The 26,389-nt window shown below is 67.7% G+C and carries 21 protein-coding genes and 2 pseudogenes; 12 read left to right on the top strand and 11 right to left on the bottom strand.

The features are described 5' to 3' along the window. Positions 1-29: 29 nt before the first annotated feature. From AB0C82_RS24055 to AB0C82_RS24040, 4 genes are read right to left on the bottom strand one after another with little or no spacing between them, the layout of a single operon-like run. Positions 30-2,966, bottom strand: coding sequence for an FtsX-like permease family protein (locus tag AB0C82_RS24055; protein WP_362845520.1), 2,937 nt, complete (start codon positions 2,964-2,966; stop codon positions 30-32). 2 nt (positions 2,967-2,968) lie between these two features. Then, entirely contained in the window at positions 2,969-3,706 is a 738-nt protein-coding gene (locus AB0C82_RS24050; protein WP_362845518.1) for an ABC transporter ATP-binding protein, read from the bottom strand. A gap of 33 nt (positions 3,707-3,739) precedes the next feature. Next, the gene (locus AB0C82_RS24045; protein ID WP_362845516.1) at positions 3,740-4,309 is read right to left on the bottom strand and encodes a nucleotide disphospho-sugar-binding domain-containing protein; all 570 of its coding nucleotides are present in this window, start codon (positions 4,307-4,309) and stop codon (positions 3,740-3,742) included. Further along, positions 4,309-4,812 carry a hypothetical protein gene (locus AB0C82_RS24040; protein ID WP_362845514.1) on the bottom strand — a complete coding sequence of 168 codons (504 nt, stop codon included), beginning with the start codon at positions 4,810-4,812 and terminating at the stop codon, positions 4,309-4,311. Before AB0C82_RS24040 ends, AB0C82_RS24045 begins: the two co-directional genes overlap by 1 nt. 156 nt (positions 4,813-4,968) lie before the next feature. Here AB0C82_RS24040 and AB0C82_RS24035 point away from each other — a divergent pair, with 156 nt between their 5' ends. From AB0C82_RS24035 to AB0C82_RS24025, 3 genes are read left to right on the top strand one after another with little or no spacing between them, the layout of a single operon-like run. Beyond that, complete coding sequence (locus AB0C82_RS24035; protein ID WP_362845512.1) at positions 4,969-5,793, top strand: hypothetical protein; 825 nt, start codon at positions 4,969-4,971, stop codon at positions 5,791-5,793. 4 nt (positions 5,794-5,797) lie between these two features. Further along, a complete protein-coding gene (locus AB0C82_RS24030; RefSeq protein WP_362845510.1) occupies positions 5,798-6,205 on the top strand; it encodes a hypothetical protein in 408 nt (135 codons plus the stop codon). Between the two features lie 5 nt (positions 6,206-6,210). After that, on the top strand, positions 6,211-6,945 hold the full coding sequence (locus AB0C82_RS24025; protein WP_362845949.1) for an HAD-IC family P-type ATPase: 735 nt from the start codon (positions 6,211-6,213) through the stop codon (positions 6,943-6,945). Positions 6,946-7,423: 478 nt separating this feature from the next. On the opposite strand, the gene AB0C82_RS24020 is transcribed toward AB0C82_RS24025, so the two are convergent. After that, the gene (locus AB0C82_RS24020; RefSeq protein WP_362845508.1) at positions 7,424-7,876 is read right to left on the bottom strand and encodes an ASCH domain-containing protein; all 453 of its coding nucleotides are present in this window, start codon (positions 7,874-7,876) and stop codon (positions 7,424-7,426) included. A gap of 407 nt (positions 7,877-8,283) precedes the next feature. On the opposite strand from AB0C82_RS24020, the gene AB0C82_RS24015 reads away from it, so the two are divergent. The 3 genes and pseudogenes from AB0C82_RS24015 to AB0C82_RS24005 all read left to right on the top strand — a co-directional run bounded on the left by AB0C82_RS24015 (position 8,284) and on the right by AB0C82_RS24005 (position 12,367). Further along, positions 8,284-9,588, top strand: coding sequence for a YncE family protein (locus AB0C82_RS24015; RefSeq protein WP_362845506.1), 1,305 nt, complete (start codon positions 8,284-8,286; stop codon positions 9,586-9,588). Positions 9,589-10,872: 1,284 nt separating this feature from the next. After that, positions 10,873-11,427, top strand: a pseudogene (locus tag AB0C82_RS24010) (transposase); the annotation flags it as partial. 739 nt (positions 11,428-12,166) lie between these two features. Next, complete coding sequence (locus tag AB0C82_RS24005) at positions 12,167-12,367, top strand: DUF2191 domain-containing protein (RefSeq protein WP_362845504.1); 201 nt, start codon at positions 12,167-12,169, stop codon at positions 12,365-12,367. A gap of 213 nt (positions 12,368-12,580) precedes the next feature. On the opposite strand, the gene AB0C82_RS24000 is transcribed toward AB0C82_RS24005, so the two are convergent. Together AB0C82_RS24000 and AB0C82_RS23995 are read right to left on the bottom strand one after the other, a co-directional pair. Beyond that, positions 12,581-13,458 (bottom strand): IS5 family transposase gene (locus tag AB0C82_RS24000; protein WP_362845502.1). Its coding sequence is split into 2 segments (ribosomal slippage): positions 12,581-13,063 and positions 13,066-13,458, totalling 876 coding nucleotides; the frame shifts between segments, so codons are not numbered across the junction. A 7-nt stretch (positions 13,459-13,465) separates the two neighbouring features. Next, positions 13,466-14,047, bottom strand: a complete 582-nt coding sequence (locus tag AB0C82_RS23995; RefSeq protein ID WP_362845500.1) for an AAA family ATPase — start codon at positions 14,045-14,047, stop codon at positions 13,466-13,468. A 433-nt stretch (positions 14,048-14,480) separates the two neighbouring features. Between AB0C82_RS23995 and AB0C82_RS23990 the strand changes: the two genes are divergently transcribed. After that, on the top strand, positions 14,481-15,074 hold the full coding sequence (locus AB0C82_RS23990; RefSeq protein WP_362845498.1) for a TIGR04222 domain-containing membrane protein: 594 nt from the start codon (positions 14,481-14,483) through the stop codon (positions 15,072-15,074). Positions 15,075-15,385: 311 nt separating this feature from the next. Here the strand turns inward: AB0C82_RS23990 and AB0C82_RS23985 are convergent. Together AB0C82_RS23985 and rsgA are read right to left on the bottom strand one after the other, a co-directional pair. Continuing rightward, a pseudogene (locus AB0C82_RS23985) lies at positions 15,386-16,128 on the bottom strand (class I SAM-dependent methyltransferase). A gap of 17 nt (positions 16,129-16,145) precedes the next feature. Next, positions 16,146-16,802 carry a GTPase RsgA gene (gene rsgA / locus AB0C82_RS23980; RefSeq protein ID WP_362845496.1) on the bottom strand — a complete coding sequence of 219 codons (657 nt, stop codon included), beginning with the start codon at positions 16,800-16,802 and terminating at the stop codon, positions 16,146-16,148. 33 nt (positions 16,803-16,835) lie between these two features. On the opposite strand from rsgA, the gene AB0C82_RS23975 reads away from it, so the two are divergent. The 3 genes from AB0C82_RS23975 to AB0C82_RS23965 all read left to right on the top strand — a co-directional run bounded on the left by AB0C82_RS23975 (position 16,836) and on the right by AB0C82_RS23965 (position 18,876). Continuing rightward, positions 16,836-17,150, top strand: coding sequence for a hypothetical protein (locus tag AB0C82_RS23975; protein WP_362845494.1), 315 nt, complete (start codon positions 16,836-16,838; stop codon positions 17,148-17,150). 894 nt (positions 17,151-18,044) lie between these two features. Further along, the gene (locus AB0C82_RS23970; RefSeq protein ID WP_362845492.1) at positions 18,045-18,425 is read left to right on the top strand and encodes an RNHCP domain-containing protein; all 381 of its coding nucleotides are present in this window, start codon (positions 18,045-18,047) and stop codon (positions 18,423-18,425) included. A 19-nt stretch (positions 18,426-18,444) separates the two neighbouring features. Further along, on the top strand, positions 18,445-18,876 hold the full coding sequence (locus tag AB0C82_RS23965; RefSeq protein WP_362845490.1) for an RNHCP domain-containing protein: 432 nt from the start codon (positions 18,445-18,447) through the stop codon (positions 18,874-18,876). A 283-nt stretch (positions 18,877-19,159) separates the two neighbouring features. Here AB0C82_RS23965 and AB0C82_RS23960 read toward each other — a convergent pair whose 3' ends face one another. Together AB0C82_RS23960 and AB0C82_RS23955 are read right to left on the bottom strand one after the other, a co-directional pair. Continuing rightward, on the bottom strand, positions 19,160-19,546 hold the full coding sequence (locus tag AB0C82_RS23960) for an ASCH domain-containing protein (RefSeq protein ID WP_362845488.1): 387 nt from the start codon (positions 19,544-19,546) through the stop codon (positions 19,160-19,162). Between the two features lie 757 nt (positions 19,547-20,303). Then, positions 20,304-20,762, bottom strand: coding sequence for a helix-turn-helix domain-containing protein (locus AB0C82_RS23955; RefSeq protein WP_362845486.1), 459 nt, complete (start codon positions 20,760-20,762; stop codon positions 20,304-20,306). A 92-nt stretch (positions 20,763-20,854) separates the two neighbouring features. Here AB0C82_RS23955 and AB0C82_RS23950 point away from each other — a divergent pair, with 92 nt between their 5' ends. Further along, on the top strand, positions 20,855-21,694 hold the full coding sequence (locus AB0C82_RS23950; RefSeq protein ID WP_362845484.1) for an NAD(P)H-binding protein: 840 nt from the start codon (positions 20,855-20,857) through the stop codon (positions 21,692-21,694). Positions 21,695-22,152: 458 nt separating this feature from the next. After that, positions 22,153-26,349 carry a glycosyl hydrolase family 18 protein gene (locus tag AB0C82_RS23945; RefSeq protein ID WP_362845482.1) on the top strand — a complete coding sequence of 1,399 codons (4,197 nt, stop codon included), beginning with the start codon at positions 22,153-22,155 and terminating at the stop codon, positions 26,347-26,349. The last annotated feature ends 40 nt before the right edge of the window (positions 26,350-26,389 follow it).

Here is a 26,389-nt window from a genome sequence, read left to right as displayed (position 1 = left end):
ACGGGAGCCCGGATCGCTGTCATCCCGTCTCATTCGGAGACGCGGACAGCGAGCGCCGGACGGATGGCGGCCGCGCGCCGAGCCGGTCCGATCGTGGCCAGGAGCGATGCCGCGAACGTAGCTGCGGCCAGGCCGCAGATACTGCCCCATTCGACCGGGAAGCCTCCTTCGAGGCCCTCGAACGCGGCGCTGTTGCTGTACATCAGCCAGGTGGTGAGTACGCCGAGCAGAGATCCGAGCACGATTCCCTCCGTGGCGATGAAGGCGCTCTCCCACAGGAAGGACCGCTGGATGGTCCGGGAACGGAAGCCGAGGGCCCGCAGGATGCCGATGGTGCGTCGGCGTTCTCGTACGGAGCGGACCATGACGACTCCGAGGCCGGTGATGCCCACGCCGAGGCCGAGTGCGAGAAAGCCCTGCATGAGGCGGAAGAAGGCGGTGCTGGAGTCGAACTGGCGGCGGACGTCCGACTCGATGGGTGTGGCCACCAGGCTGGACGACAACTGCTCGCCCTGCAGGCGGGCGGCCAGGGCGTCAGGGGACGTTCCGGGGCGGTTCCTGACGAGGGCGGAGGCGTTCTGGGCCTGATCTCCGAAGAGCTCGCGCGCAGCCTGTTCGCTGGTCACGACGGGGTAGGTCGTCGAACGGGAACCGGCGCCCGGGTAGAAGACCATTCCGTTGGTGAGCACCCCCGCGATGACCTTCCGGTCGCTGCGACCGGTCCGGGGATCCGTCAGGGTGAGGGCGTCGCCCGGGTCGTAGTAGTCGCCCGCAGGGCCGCCGGTGCTGCCGAAGAATCCGTCGATCACGACGTACCGGGGATCGGAGGCGAGAGTCCGCCACACCGCGGCGTCGTCTGCCAGGCCCGGCAGACGCTCCCGGAACGTGATGCCGGTGACTGTCCCGTCGGGCACGCCGACGACGGCGGCGTCCAGTGGCTGAGCACTTCGCTGCCCCGGATCGGTGGCCCGCCCAGTGGCGTTGAGCAGCGGTGTGACGGCGGCGATCTCGGCGGCCGACCGGCCACCACGGAGTTCGGATACGAACCGGTCGCGGGACGCCTGCGGGGTGTAGTCAAGTCGCAGGGAGTATCCGGCTGTGGCATCGGCGACGACTCCGTCGACTCCGGCACGGAGAATGCCCGAGATCTCCGTCAGGAGGATGAGCACGAATACGATCAGTGTGTACATCACCAGCGTCGCGCCGGTCCGGAACCGTTTGGCCAGCGGATATGCGACGGCGAGCCGTGCCGCGAGGCCGGACTCCGACGGTCGCTCCAGCAGTCTGCGCGCGGGTCGGAGCAACACCTTCTGGTTCTCGCTGACGAGGACCACGGCGGAGAAGGCGGCCAGGGCGCCCTGGACGACGTACACCGACATCGAGGGCGCGTCGAAGATACGGGGGCGGACGACGGGCGCCAGCAGTGTCCAGGCGAGAACCGTACCGGCGACCAGGTTCGTGGTGGCGTGCCGGGGGAGGACACGCAGCAGCGCCGGAGTGGCGAAGGCGAGGGCCAGCGCCGGCATGAGGTACGTCGCATCGGGCTGGCTGCGCGCCACGGCGGGGACGGTCACGAGCGCGCACAGGACCGCCAGGGTGCCGGACACGATGAGCAGCCGGCGTCGAGGCCGACGTCCGGGCGACGCCGGAAGGTCCCGAATGGCGGCGATGATGTTGAACCTGCTGATGCGCAGGCTGGTCGCGAGGATCGCGGCGAGGGCGATCAGCAGGCCGATGGCGATGCCGTTGAGGATGCTGGTGGGGGTGACGGCGAAGGCGATCCGGATGCTGCTGCCGCCGACCGACCATCCACGGAAGATCTCCGCAGCCACCACGGCGACGCCCCAGCCGACACCGACGCCGATGGCCACGCCCGGCAGCGCGGACAACAGCGCGTACGCGGCCCCCTCAAGGGTGAAGGAACTGACCAGGCGCGAGCGTTTCATCCCGACCGCGCGCACCATTCCCATCTGGGACTTCCGCTCCTCACCCAGCATGACGAAGATGTTCACCAGTAGGAGAGCGCCTGCGATGATGCTGAAGCTGCCGATCATGATGAACAGTGCGCCTATGGAGTCCCCGGCCTGTTCGGCTTCGCGCAGGACGGTGTGCTTCGGGGTCTCGATCGTTGTCTGGCCGGCGTCGGGACTCAGCGCTTGACGGATGTCCGCGGTCACCCGCGCGGTCAGGGCGTCTCCGCTCTCGACACCGCCGCGGTTGGAGACGAAGGTGACGGAGCGCGGCTCCCCTCCGGCGGCCCGGGCAGCGGATTCGAGCGTCCCAGGAGCCAGGAAGGCGTCATGGTTCAGCCTGCCGCCGAGGCCCACGCCCGCCAGGCCCCGCTCCGGAACCACGCGGTCCACCTGGAAGGCCTGGGGTGTCCCGAACAGATAGAGCGTGATCGGCTGGCCGGCTCCCAGGCGCAGGGACCGTGCCAGCGGCTCGTTGATCACGACCTCTCCTGGCTTCGGATTCGGCCCGCCGAGCCCGGGATCGCCGCCTCGCGTTCCGAAGCCGGACGCCTCCCTGAAGTCCATCTGCCAGGCCAGGACACGCGGTTCCGCGAGCGTGCGGGCGCCGGGCTTGCTGACGCCCGATGCCTGGGTGACCTGGGCGTTCAGTACGCCATCGACATCGTGATCGTCAGACAGCCCGGCCAGCCGCTCGGCGACGGCACGCCCGGTCGGACCGTCGGGCGAGACGACGCGCTCGTCCACCGGCCCCAGGGTCCGGTACGCCTCCTGGCGTACGGAGAAGTTCAGAGTGTCGCCGACGACCAGTGCCCCGATGATGACGGCCGTGCCGAGCACGGATCCACCGATCACCAGGGCGGCCTCGGTGCGCCTGCGGGCGAGCTGCCGGAAGGCCAGTCTCCGTGCCACAGGCTGCCGGACGGCCACCAGCACGAGGAGCGCCAGAGCGGCCGCAAGCAGGATGAGCAGCGGGGCCAGCAGGTTCGGATACATGGTCAACCCAAATGGACGTCGGCGTCGGCGTCAGGGGAGAGACTCCGCTGGTGGAGGTCCTCGACCAGCTGACCGTCGCGCATCCGGATCAGCCGGGGGACTCGCGAGCCGATGGCGGGGTCGTGCGTGACGAGGACTATCGCCTGACCCTCGTCCTGGTTGAGTTCACACAGCAGGTCCATCACCTGGCCCGCCATCGCGCTGTCGAGGTTACCGGTGGGTTCGTCCGCCCATACGATCGCAGGACGTCCGGCGAGGGCGCGGGCGATGGTCACCCGCTGTTGTTCACCTCCCGACATCTCGTTCGGCCGGTGCTCGACCCGGTGCGACAGGCCCACCCGGTCGAGCATCTCCAGCGCCCTTCGGCGTGCCTCACGCGACGGCTTGCCGACCAGCAGCAGGGGGAGCTCGACGTTCTCCACCGCGGAGAAGACCGGGATGAGGTTGAACGCCTGGAAGACGAAGCCCATCGTCCGGGCCCGGTGCTCCGTCCGTGCGGCGTCCGACATCGCGAAGAGGTCGTGGCCGTCGACCACGACACGGCCGCCGTCGATGTCGTCAAGCCCGGACAGGCAGTTCAAAAGCGTGGTCTTCCCGGACCCGGACGGGCCCATTACCCCCACCATCTCCCCGTGGCGCACCAGGAGATCCAGATCGAGCAGGGCGGTCACCGTCACGGAGCCCGTCCGGTAGATCTTGCGTACCCCGGTGGCCGAAAGGAGCGCCCGGTCGGTGGTCATGGCTTCCATGCCACATCCGCAAGGAACCGGATGCTAGGGCCGCCCAGACCCGGAACAGGGCCGAACGGCCCGACCGTCCGCGAGCATCGGTGAATCCCTGTCCGTCATCACCTCGATCAGGCGCCGGGCTGCCCAGTGCGGTCCTCGGGCCCGTACCTCCGTGCTGAGCCGGGCCAGGCCCGGAAGGGGATCGGAGAGAAGGCGGGCGACGGCCGTGCCGACGCTCCGGGACGAGAGGGTGACCGGGTTCAGACAGACGCCTGCTCCAGCTCTCTCGGCATCGTGGGCGACGGCGAACTGGTCGCTGGAGAACGGGAGAAGCAGTGCGGGTACGCCTGCCTGCAGGCACTCCGTGAAGGAGTTGTTGCCTCCGTGGTGGACCATCGCGGCCATCCGCGGCAGCAGGTCGGTCTGCGGCACGGTGTCGACCACGAGCAGCCGCTCCCGTCGGCCGGTGACATGCTCCGTCCGCCTTTTCACCTCCGCGCCGCGGTCCCCGGCGGCCACGACGACACTCGCACCGGTGTGATCGAGTATGCCTTCGGCGACAGTGGCCAGGATGTCGTCCCGAGCGGACAGTAAGGTACCCAGCGCGACCAGCACTACGGGGCGACCACCAGCACCGAGTCGCGCCAGTTCGCCGGCCCAGGGTTCCGCGAGTGGCTCAAGGGGGACAGCCGCACCGGGTTTGCCGGCGCCGCCGGAAGCCACTCGAACGAGGGATAGTTGAGCACCACGGCGTGCGGTGATGCCAGTGCGAAGGCTCGTCCGGGCGGAGGCCGGTGGGGCGCGCGGGCTTCGGCGAAGTCCGAGAACAGGCGGTTGAACACCGCGTCGTTGGCTTCCGCCGCCTTCAGCAGAACCGCGAGCTCGGTCCCGTCCGGGCGGACGGCCGACGGCCAGGCGTAGGGAACACCGAAGTAGTCACCAGGGCCGGCGGGCACGTAGCTTGGGTGACCGGGGCAGTACGTGGCGTATGGCAGCCCGAGGCAGTGCAGGGCCAGCGTCGCGGCGTAACTGAGCTGATCCACCACGTACCAGTCAGGGCGCAGCCGCTCGTTCAGCGCCGACAACTCCTCCAGTACCCGTTCCGGCTTCGCCAGCATGTCGGCGCGGCGGTGGCGTGCCTGCGCGAGCAGGGCCGGAACGGCTCCCTGCCTCGTGGCGTCCAGGAACTCCCGCGGACTCCCGTGCCGCCCGGTCGGAGGCCGGATGCGCTCCGGACGATCTGCTGCTGGCGGGAGTCCGCCGGCGCCGTCCGCATGGGGCTGCCTCTCGACCCGGAGGACCTTGCCTCCTTCGCGAACGGTAGTGCCGCACTGCGAACCACGGCATCCGAGGGATGGGAGCAGGCCGTGCTGTGGCACGGTCGTGCCACCCAGGCGCTACGGCGCCGGCTGCTCGCGGGCTCCTCTCCCCTGGAGGTCCGGCACCTGCTGGAGGTCGCTCAGGCGTGCGGCCTTCGCCCGCTGGAACCGGCGGAAGCGGTTGGGCCGGCCCGTGACACCGACCGTGGCGTCCGCCACGCGGCCTGGCGCTACCTCGCGCACATCGAGGGCGGCGCGACCGCGCTGCCCGCCCCGAGCGCCTGCAAGCCGGGCGCGACGGGTGGGGCGGGTACGAACCGAGGTGCGGGCGGACAGGATGACGATGCCTACGAGCGGCTGATGCTCGCCGCGGTCTGGGCGCGGCAGATGGGGCGTGAGCACGAGTACGCCGCACCGCTGCGCGAGGTCGTCCGGCCACTGCCGTCCGCCACGGGACAGGGGATCCTCGTGGCCCAGTCGATGCTCCTCGGGCGGCTCGACGCACCCGGCGCCGGGCTCAGTGGGGGACTCAGCGTGCTGCTCGGCGACGCTCTGACGGGCACCGAGCCGGTCGCGCGAGTGGTCACACTGGTGACCGCCGGCCATGAGGACCTCGCTGCCGGCGGTCCGCTGATCCGGTGCCGGGGTGACGATCACTGGGTGATCGCCCTGCCCGTGGACACCGTCTCGTCCCTTGCCCAGGAGGAGATGGGGGAGCACCCGGGCGGCGCTCGCCTGGTGGGCAACGGAGTTGCTGGCGGGCGCCGGCGCCCGGCCTGACGTCGTGCATGCGCGGTATGCGGACGACGGCTCTCTCGCCATGGCCGAGGCGGCGCACCGGCTCGGCGCGCAGCTGGTGTTCACCGTGACCGCCGACCCCCACCGCACCCTCACGCGGCGCCATGTCGCCGGCCCCGGCCGCCGCACGCAGATATCGGCGGCGCTGCGGCACGACCTGCACCGTGTCTTCCTCGCCGATCGCATGGTCGCCCGCGCCGACGGTGTGGTGGCGATTCCGGGCCGCGGGGGAAGCGTCGACGAACTCGTCACCCACTTTCCGCAGTTGGCCCAGGGACACCGTGGACGACCACTGCCGGCCCCGCCTGAGGGCATCACGCCCTACCGTTCCGCCTCCGGCCTGATCGATACACCTACCGGGGATCCCCCCGGGACACTTCCGACTCCGCTGTAGCCGAGCTGCATGCTCTCGGCGTCGAGGTCGTCATGCTCACCGGCGACAACCAGGCCACCGCCGCACGGATCGCGCAGCGACTGGGCATCGACACCGTCATCGCCGAGGTGCTCCCCGGCGACAAGGCCGCCAGGATAGCCGAGCTTCAGCGGGGTGGTCGAAAGGTGGCCATGGTCGGCGACGGTGTCAACGACGCGCCCGCCCTTGCCCGGGCGGACCTCGGTATCGCCATCGGCGCGGGCACCGACGTGGCCATCGAGACCGCTGACCTCGTCCTGATGCGCTCCGACCCGTTCGACGTCCCCACGGCTCTGCGAATCGGACGGGGCACCCTGCGTAAGATGCGCCAGAACCTCGGCTTGGCCATCGGTTACAACGCGATCGCGCTGCCCATCGCCGCCGGTGTTCTCGAACCCGCTCTCGGCTTGGTTCTTCGCCCCGAGCTCGCCGCCCTGACCATGTCCGGATCCAGCATCATCGTTGCCGTCAACGCCCTTGCTCTCAAGCGACTCCACTTGCCTGTTCCTCCCGCGTCCGAGCAGCCGGAGGGAGGCACCGACGGTGGCCGTCCCCGGCGCGGCGCGGCGCCGGGGACGGGTCGGCCCTCGGGCGGGACATGTGACTGCCTGCGAGCCCGGCCCGAGGCCACGGTCACAGCCGACACCGCAGTTCATGCCGCCGTTTGTCCACGGCTCATCCTCGGGCTGTCAAGCATGCACGCCTGGGCTCCATCGACGTAACGCCGGTAGCTACGTCCGAGCACGCACCCCACGAGGTGGTGGCAGCCCTGGCAGGTCCGGACTCGTATCGCGCATGGGACGCTCTGCAGCCCACGCGGGCCATGTATTCGCATCCCCCGCCCTGCGCGCTTCCCCCGGCATCGCCGCACCGGACACGAGGCAGACGGCTTCCGTGCCCAGCCTGGACGGACACCGACGGCAGCAGCTACGAGTACGTCCGCTGTGTGTAGCAGACCGGCACCAACGGTCACCTCGAAGCCCACTTCACCTGGGAAGGCACAGCCCCCGCGACCGGTCTGCGCATGACGTCCGCGACGGATGGCCTCGGCCACACCAAGCGGTACGTGGTCAAGGGGACCGTTCGCAGGCCGTCGCCGAGATCGACGCACGCGGCGCGGTCACCCGCTTCCGGCATGACCGCTTCCACCGGCTGCTGTCGGTCACGGACCAGCTTGATCGCAGGATTGCAGCGGGCCTGTCAGGAGTCGATGGAAGATGCCCCGGGAGGGGTGTCGCTGTCGATTCGGGCGGTTGGCGAGATCGCTCGGGTGAAGTGCATGCACACCACGGGAGAGGCATCGTCGATAGTGCGGCCCTCGACGTTCTGCCAGTAGTCGATATGGGCACGGCGCCAGTGGGTGAGGTCGGTATAGCCTTCGCCTTCGGCCTGGCCGAAAGCCCAGGGCACCTCGCGGAAGGGCACGGTCATCACGTGGGTGACCTGCAGTTCCGCGAGGACGGTGCCGTCGTTGCCGAGGAGAGCAAGGCGCTCTCCTGGAAACTCTCGTTCCTCACCCTCGTCCACATACTCGGCCAGCAGGGTGGCGGTGGCGGTTTTGGCTCCCGTCATCACAAGGGCGTTGAGTTCGTCTCGAAGGCTGCCTGGACTGCCCAGTTCAAGCGTTCTGATTCCGTTCACCCGAGTCCACATGTCGTCGACCCTACTTCGATGCGCTCGGCCGCAGGGTAGGAGGGCCCGCCCGGTCCGGCGGCCGGTGACCTCTTACGGCGTTCCTGCGAGGCCGCCCATTGCATGCAACGCGCGCTTCCTCGACGGGGCGAGGTTCCGGCTTGCCCAGGCGGTTAGCGCCCGCTCCGACTCGACGCGCCGGCCTTCATGCAGCAGCGACGTGCGCCGGGTGACGAAGTACAACTGGAGGGCTGGGCGCTGGGCCCCTCGAGGCGCGCACCCAGGCTCTCGTAGGCGTAGCAGTCCCCCCGGGCGAGAAATCTCGATTGGGCTCTGTTCAAGTTCCCCGCCTCTGGCTACGTTACCTCCAGTAACAGATGCGGGCCTGTCCGACGGCGCGCCACCCACTCCTGCCTCTGGAGTTCACCATGACGCGTTCCATCACCCGTCGTCCTCGCCGTCGGCGCCCCTTTGGTGCGGCCGCCCTTGTGGCCGCGGGACTGACCGCAGGCGCGCTGCCCATCATCCCCGGCTCGGCCGGCGCGAGCGAGCCCCCGAAGCAGGCGCGGGAAGTCGGCGCGTCGGAGCTCAAGGAGGTGTTCTTCGTGGGCAACAACTGGGAGGGCACCGCCGACGTCATCAACTCCCGTGGCGACTACGCCAGAATCGGCCGGATCAACATAGTCCCCGACAAGAAGGAGCGACTGCGGGAGATCTACCTCAATCCCGTTAAGCTCGCCTTCTTCCTCGGTATCCGGCTCGGCCCGGGCGAGGGTCACGACCAGTACGTCGACGACATGTACACCACGAAGGACGGTAAGTCCGTCGTCGCTTCCCGGCCGAGTTTCGCCGACGTCGTCTCCATCGACGTGGGGAGCGGAAAGATCAACTGGCGTTTCCCCGTGTCCGGTTTCCGCTCCGACCACATGGCGGTCTCGCCGGACGGCACGCAGGTCGCCGTCTCCTCCTCCATCTCCAACACCGTGCACGTCCTGGACATGGCGACGGGCAAGGAAGCGGGCAACTTCAAGACGGGCGACAAGCCGCACGAGAACGTCTACACCGACGGCGGCAAGTACCTCTGGAACATGGCCATCGGCGACGTCAACACCGACATGGACGCGCCCTGGCAGGACTTCACGAAGGGCGACCGCCGCATCACCATCGCCGACGCGAGGACCTTTGAGGTGGAGAAGATCATCGACATGCGCGAGCGGCTCGACGCCTTCGGCCGCAAGGACCTGTCCGACGCGCTGCGCCCCGTCGCCTTCTCGCCCGACGAGTCGAAGATGTACTTCCAGCTCTCCTTCTTCAACGGCTTCGTCGAGTACGACGTGCACAATGACGAGATCACCCGAGTGAAGACGCTTCCGAAGAACCCGGATACCAGCGACGAACGCACCACCTACGTCAACGACTCCCGTCACCACGGCATGTCCATGAGCCCCCAGGGCGACAAGCTCTGCATCGCCGGGACCATGGACGACTACGTCACTGTCGTGCACCGCGAGACGCTCCAGGAGGGCCCGCTCGTCGCCGCCTCCAAGCCGTACTGGGCTACCGTCAGTGGAGACGGCAAGCACTGCGTTGTGTCCGAGAGCGGCACCGACCAGGTGACTGCGATCGACTTCGCCACCGGCAAGAAGGTCACCTCGATCCCCGTCGGCGACCACCCGCAGCGGGTCCGCCTCGGCCACGTCCCCACGGACTGGACCGGCCCCACCCCGGGCTGAGACCAGCCCGGAGCTGCTGGCCAAGGCCGTGTCTTGAAAGTGGCCGACGGAGACCTGTGGGACGTATCGACGAATCCCGTAGCTGCTCGGATCGCGGACCTGCGGCGGGTGGCTGTCATGGATTCCGAACCGCGTACTGATCCCGCTCGTCACCATGACCAGGGAAGTTGGTCGGCTCGGTTCGGGGGTCGGATGGTTGTGGTCTGTCCGCGATGCGAAGGCCGGGCTCTCGTGATCCCCGGCGTGGCGTTGCTGATTTCAGATACCTCAGCGAGCTCCTGTTCCAGCCACGTCGTCTGGCTGGTGGAGGGTGCCGTGCCGTCGCCGACCGGAAACCTGAGATGCAGAGGGCTGGCCGGTCGGCGTGCCGCTGGGGGGTCGTCAAGATCCGTTCCTCCAGCGGCCTCTGTGACTGCAGACGCGTTGCGCCGGACACATCTTGTGGGCCTGCAACGAGGAGCACGTCGACGAGCTGTCTGCCTCCGTCGGAGCGCGATTGCGGGAGCGTGGCGGCGTGCGGCCGACGATGTCGATGTTCGCTCGGCTGCCGGCGTGGATGAAAGGTCGGACATCGGTCGGAGGTGCTGGCTGCGGTTGATCCCGCACTCGACCGCGTGGCGCTCGCGGCAATCGGCCGGGTCGAATACATGGGTCGGCCGCCGCGGGAGCCGAGCTTCTGGCGGTTGCGCGCCTGGTCGTTCTTGTGCGCATGTTGCGGCGGATCCCGCAGCGGCGCAGAGAGGCGCGATTTCTGTGGGATTCGTACGTTTTGCCTTCCGTGGCTGGTCCGGAGGGTCGGGGCTGGGATAGCTGTGGGTGGTATCGGGAGATGGATCGCAAATCGGACTCGATGTCGACCGTACTGAAGGCAAGGCGCCTGACGGGAGAATGCCCAGCTCAGGCGCCTTCCTTTGCGCCCCTGGAAGAAGCCCAGCTTCTTCGGCGAGTACGAGACGAGGAGGTTCTTCGTCTGCTGGTGGTACACGATCCGGACCGCTGGTGATCGGCAGAAACGCGTTCCTCGGTGGTCTTCGAGATAGGGGTGGTCCGGGAATGGCCCGGATCTTGGGGTAGTTGAGGTTCGGCGAAGGCCGTTGTGGTCTCGGGGGAGTCTGAGTTGCCGCATTGCCGAACAGTCCCGACGTGCCATCGAGGTCGGGTTCCTCGCAGAGCACTTGCGACAACGTCCGCGGCGCCTGTTCCGGACACGTCCGACCCGTGGCGGCTTAGGTGACGAGCCATAAGGGGATGGTCATGTGGTGGAACTTCATCGGGCGGTCCCGGGCCCACGGACGCAGCCCCGAACCGACTGCAGCCGTAGTCGACGCGCAGAGCGTGAAGACCTCGGCAAACGTGGCCGAGAACAGCCAGGGCATCGACACCGGCAGGAAGATCAAGGGACGCGAGCGGCACCTGATTACGGACACTCTTGGTCTGGTGCTGACCGTTCTTGTCACCGCCGCTTCCGTGCAGGACACCGCTGGCGGCAAGCTCGTGCTGGATGACCTGGCCGACCATCCCAGTGTGTCCAAGGTCTGGGCAGACGGCGGTTACCAGAGCAGCTTCCTCAACCATGGTGCCGGCCTGGGTATCGATGTGGAGGTAGTGCAGCGATCGCGGATCAAGGGGTTCGAGCCGCCGCCGAAGCGGTGGGTGATCGAGCGGACCTTCGGCTGGCTGATGCAGCACCGCCGTCTGGCAGGGGACTACGAAGCCCTGCCGCAGAGATCCCGGGCAATGATCCATTGGGCGATGGCTAACAAAATGGCTCGCGAACTGACGGGAGAATCCACACCTACATGGCGAATCGAATCGGACATGCCCGCCACAACGGTGTGAACGTTGATCAGATGCCCTCTTAGCGGTAGGCCAAGCTCGGCGAGTTCGGCGGCCAGTTGTGTGAACGCGATTCGCTCATCGGGCTCGTCCTGGTAGCTTGCCTGCTCGGCTGCGGATCCCTGGGTCAGGGTGAGGCCGACCAGGCCCGCCCCAGAAGGTGAACTCGGTGTCCAGCTCTATGAGGTGCGAGGCACGGTCCGCGGGTTCGTCGGGGTGCAGCCAGTAGCCGATCCAACCCTTTCCGCCCTTCGCCACGAGTTGACGTACTTGGCCATCTCCGCAGCTGCGGCGTTGACGGCCTGCATCTCCGGGTCCGTGAGTTCCTTTTCGCTCAGATAGCTGGTGTCCAGGAGCGGGTGGACCTCTCCCGCCTCGAAGAAGTCGAGGTCGAGAAGATGGGTGAAGTCGGTGCGGCCTTCCTACTGCGCCACCAGCAGCACGCGCAGATCGTCGGGTATTGGACGGCCGTCCAGTCGGTCGCAGGAGAACTCGGCGAGCCGTTCGTCGTACATACGCCCCCTCCAGACGTCGAAGCAAGATCCTCGCGTCAACGTGGTGTCTGACAAGTTGTTGGGCGTGCCAGCGACTGCCGACCGCCCCGTGATCCGGACTCAGAACAGGCCCTAGTGCCGTATCAAGCAACGTTCGCCCTGTTGTTGTCCTGTGCCATTGCACCGCAGCGGAACGAGTCGCTGCCGTGCGGCTGTTAGAGTCCCGGACCGACGAAGGGGGGCCGCTCGTGGCCAAGGTCCAAATCAGTCTCGATGCCGAGCTGGTGGTGGAAGTCATGGTCCTGGTCGGTATCGGCTCGCCCCAGGACGCCGTCGAAGCGGTCGTGCGTGACTACATCGCTCGGGGACACCGCACCGAGGCACGCACCGAGCTCAGAGAGCAGAGCCTGCGGGAGGTCGAGGTCAAACCACAGGAGCCTCAAGGCTGACCACTTTGATCGCGTGACGTCGCTCCAGCTCCGTTGTCACGCGTCCAAGGCTCGAAGACTGGGCAGTTGCGGAGCTTGAGCGCAGCCCCGGGCGCTGTCCTCGCCCGGCTCGCCGTGGCGAAACCGTCATGCCGACGACCGGCGCCTAAACGCCGTCGTCGATAGGGCGAACTTTGACTCATGCGGCACCAAGGCGTGTATCGAATGTGCTGATCACAGCCACTGATGGATGGCGGCGATGAGGACGGTCGCTTCGTATCGGACCGCGAGCTTGTCGTACCTCGTGGCCACGGCCCGGTGTCGCTTGAGGCGGTTGATGGCGCACTCAACCGCGTGGCGTTCGCGGTAGTCGGTCTTGTCGAACTTCGGCGGCCGGCCACCGCGCGAGCCGAGCTTCTTGCGGTTCCGGGCCTGGTCCGCCTTGTCTGGAATCGTGCAGCGGATGCCGCGCCTGCGCAGGTAGGCGCGGTTCTTTCGGGAGGCGTACGCCTTGTAGGCGTGGACCCGGTTCGGGCGGGTACGTGGCCCGCCCGGACCGGGACGAGAGACGCGGATCTTCTCCAGGACGGCTTCGAACTGGGATGAGTCCCCTCGCTGTCCGGCAGTGATCACGATCGACATCGGCTTCTGGCCCTGCTCGACGGCCAGATGCAGCTTGGTCGTCAGACCGCCGCGCGAGCGTCCAGGGCCGTGGTCGTCCGGCTCCGCCGTGCCGACCCCGCCGGGTGGCTCCTTTTGTAGATCCCCCTTTTCCGCGCACCGGCGGCGTGCTGGTGGGCCCGGCATACGGTGGAGTCGACGGTGATGTCCCAGGTGATGAGTTCCTTGGCATCCACCTGGACTTGAAGTTCGGCAAGGACGTTCTGCCAGGTGCTGTTCCGCTGCCAGCGGCGGAACAAGTCGTACACCCGTCCCCAGGGGCCGTACCGCTCCGGAACGTCACGCCACGGGACGCCGGTGCGGGTCCGAAACCGTATGCCGTCGATCAGCTGCCGTCTCGTCCATATCGGCGGGCGTCCCGGCCTCTTGCCCCCGGGCAACAACGGTGCCGGCCGATCCCACTGGGTATCCGTCAGATCTCCAGGCGCCACCGGGCGATCATCGCAGAGGCTGATCGACTTCAGAGCTGGGCTCCAGACCGGTCGCAGACAGGATCGCCTCGACCGTCTCTTCAACCGACTGCGCAGCGTTGTCGATCCAGATTCCCTGCTGCGCGAGCTCGGAGCGCATCGCCTCATCCAGTGGCGACCAGTCCACCGACAGTGCCTTCTCCCGAGCCTGGTTGCGCCGCCATGCCTCTGCCGGGCCGGGAGCCAGGATGACGATGTGGAGCGGCACGGCCGCCAGCGTCGTGCGGTAGAAGTCAAGGTGGGAACGACGGACCACGACATCATCGAGCACCGGGACGAAACCGGCCCGCACGAAACTGTCCGCCAGAAGGCACGCGTTGCGGGCCCGCAGGAAAATCTGCCGGTCGGCTTCCGCGTTCGCTGCCGGTGAGGGCCATCGCCCACCGCTGACGATCATCTCCTGGAGTGCGTCCACCTCGATGTGGGCCGCCATCCGGAACCGGCCCGCCAGCGCAGCGGCCACCGTCGACTTCCCACTCCCGGGGATGCCGGTCAGCAGGACTGCCCCGGCGGCCGGTTCGCGGTCAACGGGCACCAGATCCAGGCTCATACGAGTTCTCCAAACACAAACGATCAAGACCTTGGAAGAGTACGCGCTGCCCATCACCCGCGCAGTCAACGACCGCTTGATCCACTTTCGACACACGCCCTGGAGCTGTGACCGGGAAGGTTCGCCGGGTTCATACGCTGAGCCTCGCTGCGGCGGACAAGGAAGCGGGCATCATGCGGGGGCCGTCGACGGACGAGGCCGTGGGACTGCTTGAGGGTGAACTCAGGCTCAGGCGGGGAGTTCTTGATCCGGGCCCACAAAGCGACAAACGAAGAAGTCAGCGACCCCACGTCCACGCCGCCCAGGTCGCAGATCAAGTCAGGCGGCTCAGGGGGAGATGACAGCTGCAGCTCTGAGCAGAGGTAAAGGAGGCCTGAGCCAGGGCTAGTTGAGCGACCATGGGAGAGGAGTGCGCGAATCCGAGGGGGACTGTATGAGCCGGGAAAGCCAGGCGCATGAGGCGGATCACGGACAGGGTGACCCGGGGCTGTACGAGTACGCCTTTCTCGCAGGGGGTGGGCGGCGGGTGGTGGAGTGCGCGCTCGTGGCGTTGATCGAGCGCGGCACGCTGTCAATGCGTGCTGCTCGGGTGCGTACCGTGCGCGCTGAGCAGCCTGCGCATCCGATCGAACTTGCACTCGTCGCGGTTTGCTCTCGCAGCAGGAGTGTCAAGGACGTCGTTGAAGTGCTGATGGACTGCCCGGAAATGGACGAACTCGCTCATCGGCTCGTGCTTGACGGTCTCCTCCACAGGCGGCGGCGTCGTCCGACGCGGGCGGGGCGACGGCTTCTGGCAGCAGCCACGTCGTCTCGGTCAGGCATTCCCGCGTATGTCCTTGAGGGGCCGACCGAGCTCGCACGTGGGCCTGTCCAATATGGGCTGCTCAGTGCCCAGCCCATTCCCGAGGGACTCGGACGCCGGCTGCTCCGCTTGGGTAGGGCCCTCGACAACTCCGACTCCGACGCGACCACTGACGCGGGCAGTGCCCACAGCTGCGGCAGCGGGAGCGGTGGCGGTGGGGACTAGAAGTCGCTGTATCCGGGGCCAGCCAGGAGACGGGCGATCTGGCCGGTGATACCTCGTCATGACAGTGGCAGGGTGCGGTGATGCGTCTGCTGGGGTTGAGGGCCGTCCCGGGGGAGGGCTCCATCAGGCTGGCATCTCAACCGTCTCCGTGCGAACGATGTAGGTCACATTGAGGGTTGGCTGGTCGGCTTCGCGCATATCTCTGCCATAAGGCGCCAGTGCCTGCGATGACAGCGTCGAACAACGGTGACGACGCGTCCCGTGCGGGACCTGGACGGCGTGACGTCCGGACCCCGCACAGGACGGAGGCCTCAGCGCTTCATGAGGGCGAAGGTTCCCCAGCCTAGATACTCACGCCTGAAGCCCGCGTAGCGGGCCGGCTCGGTGGTGAGTTCTTCCCGTACCTCGGGCGCCAGTTCGTCGTTCGGGTTCTGGTCGAGCCAGCGGCGCATGTTGAGCCACTGGGCAGCAGCGTAACGGTCCCAGCTGTCCTGGTCGGCCAGCATCATTTCTACGACGTCGTACCCAAGTTCCTGAAACTGCTCGATCAGTTCCGGGAGTAGCAGGAAGTCGGTGATGCCGGTGGCGTGGCATGTCTTGGCGGTCTCCTCGTCCGGAGGGATGTGCCGCCAGAACGGTTCTCCGATCAGCATCAGTCCTCCGGGGCGGAGGCTGCGCCCGAGCAGCTCGTTCCGGCGACGCCGTTCCCGATCCACGTCGCGCCGACGCAGGCGGCGAGATCGACGGGCTGGTCCGCGACGTGACCGACGGCGTCGCCATGGACGAACTCGACACGGTCGGTGACACCGAGTTCGGCGGCGCGGGCCTGGGCCTGCTCGGTGAAGACTGTGCTGATGTCCACTCCGGTGCCCGTGAAGCCCAGATCACGTGCCCAGGTGCACAGCATCTCGCCCGAGCCGCTGGCCAGGTCGAGTACCCGCGTCCCGGGGGCGAGGCGGAGTGATTCGCCCAAGGCCGCGAGCTTGCCCGCGGTCAGCGGGTTGTGGATCCGGTGGCTGCTCTCGCGGATGGTGAAGATGCGGGGAAGGTCCATGACCATATTCCTTTCCGTCATGCCGTGGAGTTGGGGGACTGCTTGATGGCGCGGCGCAGGAGCGCGCCGTGCTTCTTCGGCGGCGCCAGCTCGGCGCGCAGCCGCGCGTCGGTGCGGGAGGCGGCATAGGTGATTTCGCGCCGTAGCCGGTGGTAGCCGTCGAGGTGGCGCCGGGTGAGGTGGCCGTTCTCGGCGGCGGACAGCGCGGCGCAGCCCGGCTCGCTGGTGTGTGCACCGTCCGCGAAGCGGCGGTCCCGCGCCTGTCGGGTGATCTCGGCAAAGGGGTGGTCCGGGCCTTTGTCGGCGTCGTGCAGGTCGACGCCCCGCAGCCCCGGAGTGTCCGGTAGGACCCCGCCGTGGGTTAGCGGCAGCAGTTCCCGCCATGTGGTGGTGGGGCCTCCCTTGCCGTCCCGGTCGCGTACCGGGCCGGTGGCCGGGAAGTCTCCGAGCAGGCGGTTGCCGAGTGTCGACTTGTCGGCGCCCGAGGGCCCGAGCAGTAGGACCGTGCCAGACAGGCCAGGGGTGAGGACGTCCATGCCTTGGCCGGTGGTGGTCCTGGTGATCAGCACCGCCACCCCCGCGGCGACCACGGCCACTTCGGAGACCGCCGACACGGGGGCGGCGCACCGGTCGGCCTCGGTGAGCACCACCACCGGGGTGGCGCCGCTGTCCAAGCCAGGGCAGATGTCCGCTCGATCCGCCCGTGCTTGAGCGGGTCGGCGAGGGAGGCGGTCACCGCCACGGGGTCGACGTTCGTGGCCGGTACCTGGGCGTGGGAGGGGTGCGAGGAGGCGGAGCGGACGTCGGCGGTCCGGCGGCTCCATCACCTCCGCGATGGTGGCGGATACGGCCGCGGTGGCAGGCCGAACGGCCGCCCAGTCACCGGTGCATGGCGTGAGCCGGTCACCTGTGCCCGCTGGGGGCACGACCACAGCGCGGGCGGGCCGGGTACCCGCGGCGACGTGGCACTGGCCGCGCTCGGCCCGCACCACGCGGCCCGGCAGCAGTCCCTCGTCCCTTGACAGAGCGAAGGAGCGCCCATGCTCCGTGGCCCATCCGTAGCCAGCCGGAGTCAGGGTGCGCGAAGGAAAGGCGAGAGTAGATGGGTGTGCAGTGTGTTGATGAAACAAAATGGAGACCCTTGAGAGGGGGCCCTCGCCGGACGGCAGACGCGCCGAAGCCACTCCCTCGAAGGGGAGTCAGGCAGGCGAAAGGTCAGGACGAGACCCGAGAGATGCGAATGAGTCGGGCACCGCACGCAGCGGTGTTCACCACGACCGTCATCTCGCATCTCCTCCGAACTCCATGGGTGGCACAGTCGCCACCTCTTTCGCCACCGTAACATCACGTCGGTGCCGGTTGGGAGGTACGGGTTCTTTCATGAAGAGCGCTTGAACTTCTTCACCTGCGCATGCCAAGGAGGCGCAGGCCTCCTCCAGGTCAAACCGTCCTGCGCCGATTTGCGTGCACACGAGTGCCGGCACTCCATGACCGCGGTGATGTCGAGCAGGGAATGACGCGGAAGCGGCAACCGGGACCGGCGTCGTCGGCCTGGGGTCCCCACGAGACCATCCCGCTCACGGCGGTGGGGCGGTGCCCGATAATCCGTTGACGCCAGCCTGCGAGCCGTTGTTACTCTTCGGGCGTTCCTTCGACTGCTTGGGGCCGCTGTGCCCCTGATAAGGAGTGAGTTTTGTGCCCCGGCCCTTGCCGCGCGCGCCTCGCTGCACCGCACCAGCCTTCTCGTGTTCCTGACGCCGTCCCGCACGGTCACGGACGCGACTCTCCGGTGCTCTGACCTGCCCACCCACTCGTAATCCCCAGCACACCCGCTGCGGCCTACGGGGGCGTCTTCGTCGAGGCCGCTCGGCCTGCTCTTGCTGTCATTGCCGACTTCTCAGCAAGGAGCCCACCGGGTGTCCAGTACCAACAAGACTTTCTCCAACACTCCGAACACCGTCCTGAACGGCACTTTCACCTGTGCGTGGTGCGGCCTGACGGTGGCCGCCTGCGTCGGCGACGACGCTCGGCGAAACCACTGCCCGTCGTGCCTGCACTCCCAGCACGTTCTGAACCATGTCGAGGGCGGCACCAGTGAATGCCAGGGCCTGATGTCGCCGATCGCCGTCGCCGTGCTGCGTACTGGCGACTGGATGGTCATCCACCGTTGCGTTCGCTGCGACGAGCTGACCTCAAACCCCGTCTGCACCGACGACAACCAGCTCGTCCTGATGCGCATGGCCGTGCGGCCGCTGGCACAACCACCGTTCCCGCTCGAAGCATTCGGCGACCTGTAAACCGGAAGGAGGAGACCTCATGCCGAGACAAGCGAACAACCCCAGCAGACGTATGCGGAGAACACGGCGGCCACAGAGGCACAAGGACGTCCTCCACCGCCAGGGAGGACACCGGCGTCGCGATTTCAGGTGCGTGGGCTGCCGGTTGGATGTGTCCTTGGACGCGCCCGGCACCACACACCGCAACCACTGCCCGAACTGCCTGGCAAGTCTGCACGTCGACGGCCGGATCCCCGGTGACCGGGCCGCGGCCTGCCGTGGGCGGATGGAAGCGCTGAGCATGTCGGCACGGCCGGACGGCGAGTGGATGATCATCCACCAGTGCTTGTCCTGCGGTGAGCTCAGCGCCAACCGGATCGCCGGCGACGACAACGCGCTGGCCCTGGTGCGTCTCGTGCTGAAACCGCTGAGGGACACCAGCATCGCCCAGCGCCTGCTGCTTCAGCTGTGACCTGAGCCGTACGTCGCGGCGTCGTGTCTCACGGCGCCGCGACGAGCCCGGCCCGACTCGTGCCGCGTTCGGGAAGCTCGTGCTCACTGGTGATGCCATCAAGGGCCGCACGAGGGGGGCGAAGCGTATGAGCCCGGACGTGCTCCGTCTGTAGGGGGGTGGCATGGCTCGCTGCCACGGAATGGTCGACCTCGCCCCGGACTCACTCAGCTTGATCGCTGGCTTGCAAGGGGCCTGTCAGGCGTCGGTGGAGGATGCCCCGCGGGAGCGAGTCGTTGTCGATTCAGGCGGTTGGCGAGATCGCTCGGGTGAAGTACATGCACACCACGGGAGAGGCATCGTCGATAGTGCGGCCCTCGACGTTCTGCCAGTAGTCGATATGGGCACGGCGCCAATGGGTGAGGTCGGTATGGCCCTCGCCTTCGGCCTCGCCGAAAGCCCAGGGCACCTCGCGGAAGGGCACGGTCATCACGTGGGTGACCTGCAGTTCCGCGAGGACGGTGCCGTCGTTGCCGAGGAGAGCAAGGCGCTCTCCTGGAAACTCTCGTTCCTCACCCTCCTCCGCATACTCGGCCAGCAGGGTGGCGGTGGCGGTTTTGGCTCCCGTCATCACAAGGGCGTTGAGTTCGTCTCGAAGGCTGCCTGGACTGCCCAGTTCAAGCGTTCTCATCCCGTTCACCCGAGGCCACATGCCGTCGAGCCTACTCACCTCTACGACGTGCTCGGCCGCAGGGCCGTGCGGCTCTACGAAAGCGGCCTGCTCACAGCCGCAGGCGGTCCACGCCCCGTCGACGTGACGTCCCCGGCGTGAGGGGCTCCGCCTGGTGGTGCGCGTTTGAAGGCGCTGGTCGCGAACAGCTCCGACGTGGCCGCGATCGATGGCGGGTCCTCGTGGTGCACCCGATAGGCGACCACGCTCGCGGCGCCCTCCCCGGAGATAGGCGGAGCGTTACCGCTGAGCTACGAGGACCGGGGGATCGTGATCTCCTTCCCGGCCCTCTGTTTCATCGCACCACGGTCGTGCGCCGTAGGCGAGGCGAAAGGGCCGGCGCGGAAGTGCTGCTCGGGGCGCCCCCTTGTATCGGCGGCGAGTCCGTGTCCTGTGATCCGCCCCAGGACCTACGACGAGCAGCCGAGGTCAGGGCTGGACCGCAGAAGACTTCGGTCAGCCGGGCACCGGCGCGACCTGCTGGGGAGAGGTCGACCTCAGCTGTGCGGGAGAGCCGGGGGCCTTGTGGGTCTCTGGTGGTGGGGCCGGGCTGGTGGGGCCTGGAACTCGGGGAGCCGGTTGTTGTCAGTAGGCGTAGGCGGACTTGCCGTTCGTTGTGCATGCGACGCGGGTGATACCGATGCAGGGCGACGGGGCGACGGGGCGACGGGGCGACAGCGCGGTGACCGGGGTGGTGCCAGCACGTTGTCGAACGCGGTCAGTGTCCGTCGTCGAGATGACGAAGCTGTTGAGCGACTGGGGTGGTCGGCTGCACCGCTTGACCTGTTGCGCTCGGTCGCTCCGTGGTGGACGTCCCGCCGGCTGCGAGCCGTTGTGTGATCCGGTCGAACAAGTCCGTCAGTGGTGCGCCGAGGTCCTGGCCGAACTCGGTCAGTCCGTAGGTGACTTGGGGTGGCGTCGTCGGCTCGACCTTCCGCCAGACCAGGTCGTCCTGGACCATTGCGCGCAGCGTCTGAGCGAGCATCTTCTCGCTGATGCCCTGGATGCCGTCGCGCAGCTCGTAGAACCGAAGGTCGGTGCTGCGCAAGGAGATCAGGACCCAGATACCCCACCTGCTGGTCACATGGTCGACCACGGCTCGCGCAGGGCAGTCGGTGTGAAACACCTCATACCGATGGCCCGCCTCACCCTGCGTCAGCTGCGCACCTTCACTCATGTCCGGAGCTTACCTCTGGGTATGTTCTTACCAAAAGTAAGCCTGCCTCCTAGCGTCAACTTCCGCAGTGCACAACGAACCAGGAGTTGAACATGATCGTGGTGACCGGAGCTACCGGGAATGTGGGCAGGCCTTTGACGCAGGCCCTGGCCAACGCGGGCGAGCAGGTGACGGCGGTGTCACGGCACCCGGCGGCAATGCCGGACGGGGTCCGGCACGTGCAGGCCGACCTGGCCGAGCCGCAGAGCCTCACCCCCGCCCTGGACGGGGCGAAGGCGCTGTTCCTCCTGCTGTCCGGCGACCTGCACGCCCCCGAAGCCAGACCGGCCGACATCATCGACCTGGCCGTTGCCGGCGGGGTCCGCCGAGTCGTCCTGCTGTCTTCGCAGGGCGTGGCGACCAGGCCGCTCGGGCCGTCGCGGATCGCGATGCGCGCGGTGGAGAACGCGTTGAGAGAGTCCGGCCTGGAGTGGGCCGTCGTACGACCGGGCGGCTTCGCCTCCAACGCCTTCGCGTGGGCGGAGTCCGTCCGCACGCAAGGGACGGCCGCCGCACCCTTCGGCGATGTCGGGGTTCCGGTCGTCGACCCGGCGGACATCGCCGAGGTCGCGGCGGCCTGCCTGCTGGACGACCGGCACACCGGCGGGATCTTCGAGCTGACCGGGCCCGAGGTGATCACGCCCCGTCAGCAGGTGGAGGCCATCGCCGCCGCGCTGGGCTCGCCGGTGCGGTTCCACGAACTCACCCGTGATGAGGCCAAAGCCGCGATGACCCGATTCGTGCCGCTGGAGCTCGCCGACGACACCCTGGACATCATCTCCGCCCCGCGCCCCGCCGAACTGCGGATCAGCCCGGACGTGGAACGAGTCCTCGGTCGCGCCCCGCACCGTTTCGACGACTGGGTCGCCCGCAACATCGCCGCTTTTCGCTGAGGCACAACTCAGCTGAAGTGCCCGGGCAGCCCCGTGCGCTACGGCCGCACGGGGCTGCCCCATAGCGTCACCGCCCACCACCGTGGATCACAGCCTCCGAACAGGATTCGAACCGCGAAGACCTACAACTTGTGTGGGGTCTCAAATCCAGCGGCACAACTTCACGGACTCGGAATCGAATTGAGTCCCAGCCGCTCAGCGGTTTGTACCGCCGGCCGCCCGTTCAGGCGTGCTGAGAATGTGCCACAGCTGGTGAGACTGCTGAGCCATGTGCCATCGCCATGAGACTGCGACGAACTCGCGGGCCAGGAGGACGGCGTATCCGGGCTGCATGGGTTCTCGTAACTCGCCGACAAAGCCACACGTGGCCATTCTCACCTATTGATCTTCCGTTGATCTTCAAGGGTGATGCTGTGGTGGGCGTATCCATGCCTTAGCCCGACCGGAGAGGGATCGCAATGTTACGCAGATCAATGGGCCGAGCGGGAATCGCGGCGCTGGCCGTAGTCCTGCTCGCGGGACTGGCCTCTGTGCCGTCGGCGGGGGCCGAGCCACGGACGGCTACTGTGACGGCCGCGGCGGCCGTCACAGCCACAGCCTCCGCAGGGCCGCCCGTAGAGGGCCTTTTCTACATCGAGAACGAGCTGAACGGTCACAACCTCAGCGGCTCTTCGGCCATTCTGAAGACCGAGGACCCCAAGGGCGACGAGGACAACCAGCAGTGGGAGTTCGACCTGGTCGCGGGCACCGCGAACTACAAGGTCAAGAACCCGACGAAGGAAGGTCTCTGCCTGGCCAAGGGTGTCAATGAGCAGGGCGAGGGCCGGGTCGTGCTCAGGGACTGCACGGGCCCCGGGACCGACTGGCTGATCAAGCGGCACGCCGGCGAGCAGTACACGATTTTCGCACCCGGATCCGCGGAACGGCTGATCGGCGGTCCCCGCGCGGGCGAGGCGGTGTTCGCCGGGCAGACGGATGAGAGCGAGAAGTGGTACGTCACACCGATCGACCCGCCGCGTCAGCCGATGCCGGCCGACCCGACGTTCGACCAGCAGACGTTCCTGACGACGCACAACGCGTTCTACAACGAGGATGACGCCGACGGTGCGGCCCCGCTCCCCGCGCAGCCGCACAGCATCGCCACCCAGCTGACGGACGGTGTGCGGGGCCTGATGCTCGACGCACACATGTTCAACGGCAGAGTGCGCATGTGCCACGAGGTTTGCATACCCACCGCGCAGCCCATGTCGGATGTCTTCGGGGAAATCGCCAACTTCCTCAAGGCGAACCCCCGGGAAATCGTGACGGTCTTCGTCGAGGATTATGCCTCGACGGATGCGCTGCGGGAGGAGGTGGGCGACGACCTCGGTGCCGGCGGAGTACTGGACGGTCTGCTGTTCCGGCCGGACGCCGATCCCTGGCAGGTGCGGACGAAGGGCTGGCCGAAGGTCTCCGAGCTCATCGCCAAGAACAAGCGCCTGCTCCTCTTCACGGACTCCACCCGGGCCAATTCCGGGGCCGCGAAGGCGGAGCTGGGCTTCATGTACGGCAACGAGTGGACCGCCGAGAACTACTGGGAAATGGGCGGGGCGAGCGGCGAAGCCAACTGGTCCTGCTACAGCCGCTGGAACGAGATTCCGCTCAGTCGCGAGGAGAAAGGCTTCCGGCGGCTGTTTGTCATGAACCATTTCCGTGAGTCACCGATCATCGTGACCCCGGCGGTCGACAACGCGAAGATAGTCAACCGGGCGCAGCGCTTCTGTACGCCCGCCGCCCGCAAGAAGCCGAGCTTCATCTCGGTCAACACGTACGATGAAGTCAGCCTGACGGCCGTCAAGGAACTCAACACGTACACGTACCACGGTGACACCCCCGGTTTCGGCGGTACGTTCGCCGAGCCCGGCGTTGGTGCCGGCGTGGGCACGCCGGCAGGTGACCCGTACGACTACGGGGACGGCTCGCCGGACGACGGCGGAACCCGCCCCGCGCGCCCGTCCGACCAGGCGCAGTGCCGCCCCGACGGGATGGCCGCCTCGACGACGGCGCGCTTCTGCGACGCGTACCAGAGCGACGGGAGGGAGTGGCTCGGCGAGGACCGCGACCGCCGCGTCATCGGGTACTTCAGCAGCTGGCGTACGGGGGCGAAGGGCGATCCCCGCTACCTCGTCAAGAACATCCCCTGGAACAAGGTCACGCACGTCAACTACGCCTTCGCGGGCATCGTCGGCAACCAGATCTCCGTCGGTGACACGACCGACGCCAAGAATGCCTCCACCGGGATGACCTGGCCCGGAGTGGTCGGCGCGGAGATGGATCCGTCGCTGCCCTACCAGGGGCACTTCAATCTGCTGACCCGCTACAAGAAGCAGCACCCACGGGTGAAGACGCTGATCTCCGTGGGCGGCTGGGCAGAGTCGGCGGGCTTCTACACCATGACGACCAACGCCGACGGTTCGGTCAACCAGGCGGCGATCAACACCTTCGCGGACTCCGTGACGGGCTTCCTGGCACGCTACGGTTTCGACGGTGTGGACCTCGACTACGAGTACCCCTCCGCCCTCCCGCAGACCGGCAACCCCAAGGACTGGCCGACCGCCGACCCCCGCCGTAAGGGGCTCGGGGCCGGATACAACGCGCTGATGAAGACGGTACGCGCGAAGCTCGACTCAGCGGGCGCCGGCCTGAACCGCTACTACCTCCTCACCTCCGCGGGATCCGGCTCCGGCTACCTCGCACGGGGTCTTGACGCCGGACAGGCGCTCCAGTACCAGGACTTCGTCAATGTCATGACGTACGACCTGCACGGTTCCTGGAACAAGTACGTCGGCCCGCAGGCACCGTTGTACGACGACGGCAAGGACGCCGAACTGGCCGAAGCCGGTGTCTACAAGGACCTCGACGAGAACGGGGACCCCAACCCGTATCAGAAGACCGGGTACTTCAACGTCGACTGGGCCTACCACTACTACCGCGGCGCGCTGCCGCCCGGCAGGATCAACCTCGGCCTCCCCTACTACACGCGCGGATGGCGCGGGGTCGAGGGCGGCACCGACGGCCTCTGGGGCACCGCCGCACTGCCGGACCAGAACGCCTGTCCTGCGGGCACCGGGACCGGCGTGGGCGGCGAGGGTAACAAGACGGCCTGCGGCCAGGGCGCGACCGGGATCGACAACATCTGGCACGACATCGAGAACGGCAGGAAGATCGAGGCGGGAACCAACCCGCTCTGGCACACCAAGAACCTCCAGGCAGGCACCACGCCCGGCTACCTCTCCACGTACGGCCTGGACACCGCCCAGCCCGCGAACCAGCTGGCAGGCACGTACGCGGCCAAGTACAACGACACGCTCAAGGCGTCCTGGTTGTGGAACGCGCAGAAGAAGGTGTTCCTCTCCACCGAGGACGAACGCTCCATCGATGCCAAGGCCGCATACGTCAAGGACAACGGCATCGGCGGCGTGATGATCTGGGAGATGGCCGGTGACTACCACAAACGCGTCAACGGTGAGTACGGCATGGGCCACGACCTCACGACCCGGCTCGATACAGCCCTGCGTGCCGCCGGACCGTACAAGGCGACACGAGCCGGCAGCACGGTCCTGCCCGCCCAGGTCCTGAACCTCAAGGCCGAGCTGGTCGACTACCCGACCGACATCAAGGACATGTGGCCGCTGCAGCCCAAGCTGCGGATCACCAACAACACCGGCAAGACGCTGCCGGCGGGCACCGAGGTGTCCTTCGACATCCCCACCTCCACCTCTCCGCTGCTCAAGGACCAGGCATGGAAGGAGATGAAGGGAGAGCTCTCACCAGGCCGCACCGGGGCGAACGTGGGCGGCCTCAAGGCGGACTTCCACCGGGTGACGATCACCCTCGGATACTGCGAGGACCTGCCGACCGGCAAGGCCAGGGACATCGGCATCAAGTACTACCTGCCGATCACCGGCCCCGCCAACTTCAAGATCAAGACAGGTGGCACGGAGTACGGCCTCTTCCAGGACATGCGCAAGGGAACCACCCTGGTGGCGCCCCCGACACCGGCCGCCACCGGCTGCCAGGCCGAGGCGTGGGACACCGCCCGCACCTACAACCCGCTCTGGGCACCCTTCTCGGTCTGGAAGACCGGTACCCAGTGGAAGATCCAGGACGTCTCCGGCGGGAATCTTCTCGACCATCCCGGTACCTGGACGCGCGCCCACCTGTGGGCCGGCAACGGCGGCGCCAACCAGCTGTGGACCATCACGGCGGACGGCGGACTTTCCGGGAGCTGGCTCCGTATCAAGAGCACCACCTCGGGGCACACGCAGTGCCTGGGCGCCGGTACGCGACTGGCGAACCTGAGCGTGACGGACTGCGTCACCGGCAGCAAGGCCCAGGAGTGGCGCTTCCTGGACCAGAACGGCAACCCGCTGAGCGGAATCCCCGCCGACGGCATCCCGTACTCCCTCGCCTCGGCATCCGGCTTCGTGGCCGAGCCGAAGAACAGCGGGGTCCTGTCGGGCACCGCCCTGGTGGCGGGCGCACCCGACGGTACGACCCGTTCGGTTGTCTCCCGCGACGGCTACTACTGGAAGGCCAAGTACTGGACGAAGGCCGACATCCCGAACGCGACCGACCCCAACAGTCCCTGGACCCGCTTGGGCCCGACGCCCTGACGTCTCCTGACCGGTGACGCTCGGCTGGGGTTGCCCAGCC

The organism is Streptomyces sp. NPDC048560, assembly GCF_040650955.1.
GTDB lineage: Bacteria > Actinomycetota > Actinomycetes > Streptomycetales > Streptomycetaceae > Streptomyces.
The sequence above is the reverse complement of the archived record's forward strand: the minus strand, read 5'-3'. Positions and strand labels throughout refer to the sequence as shown.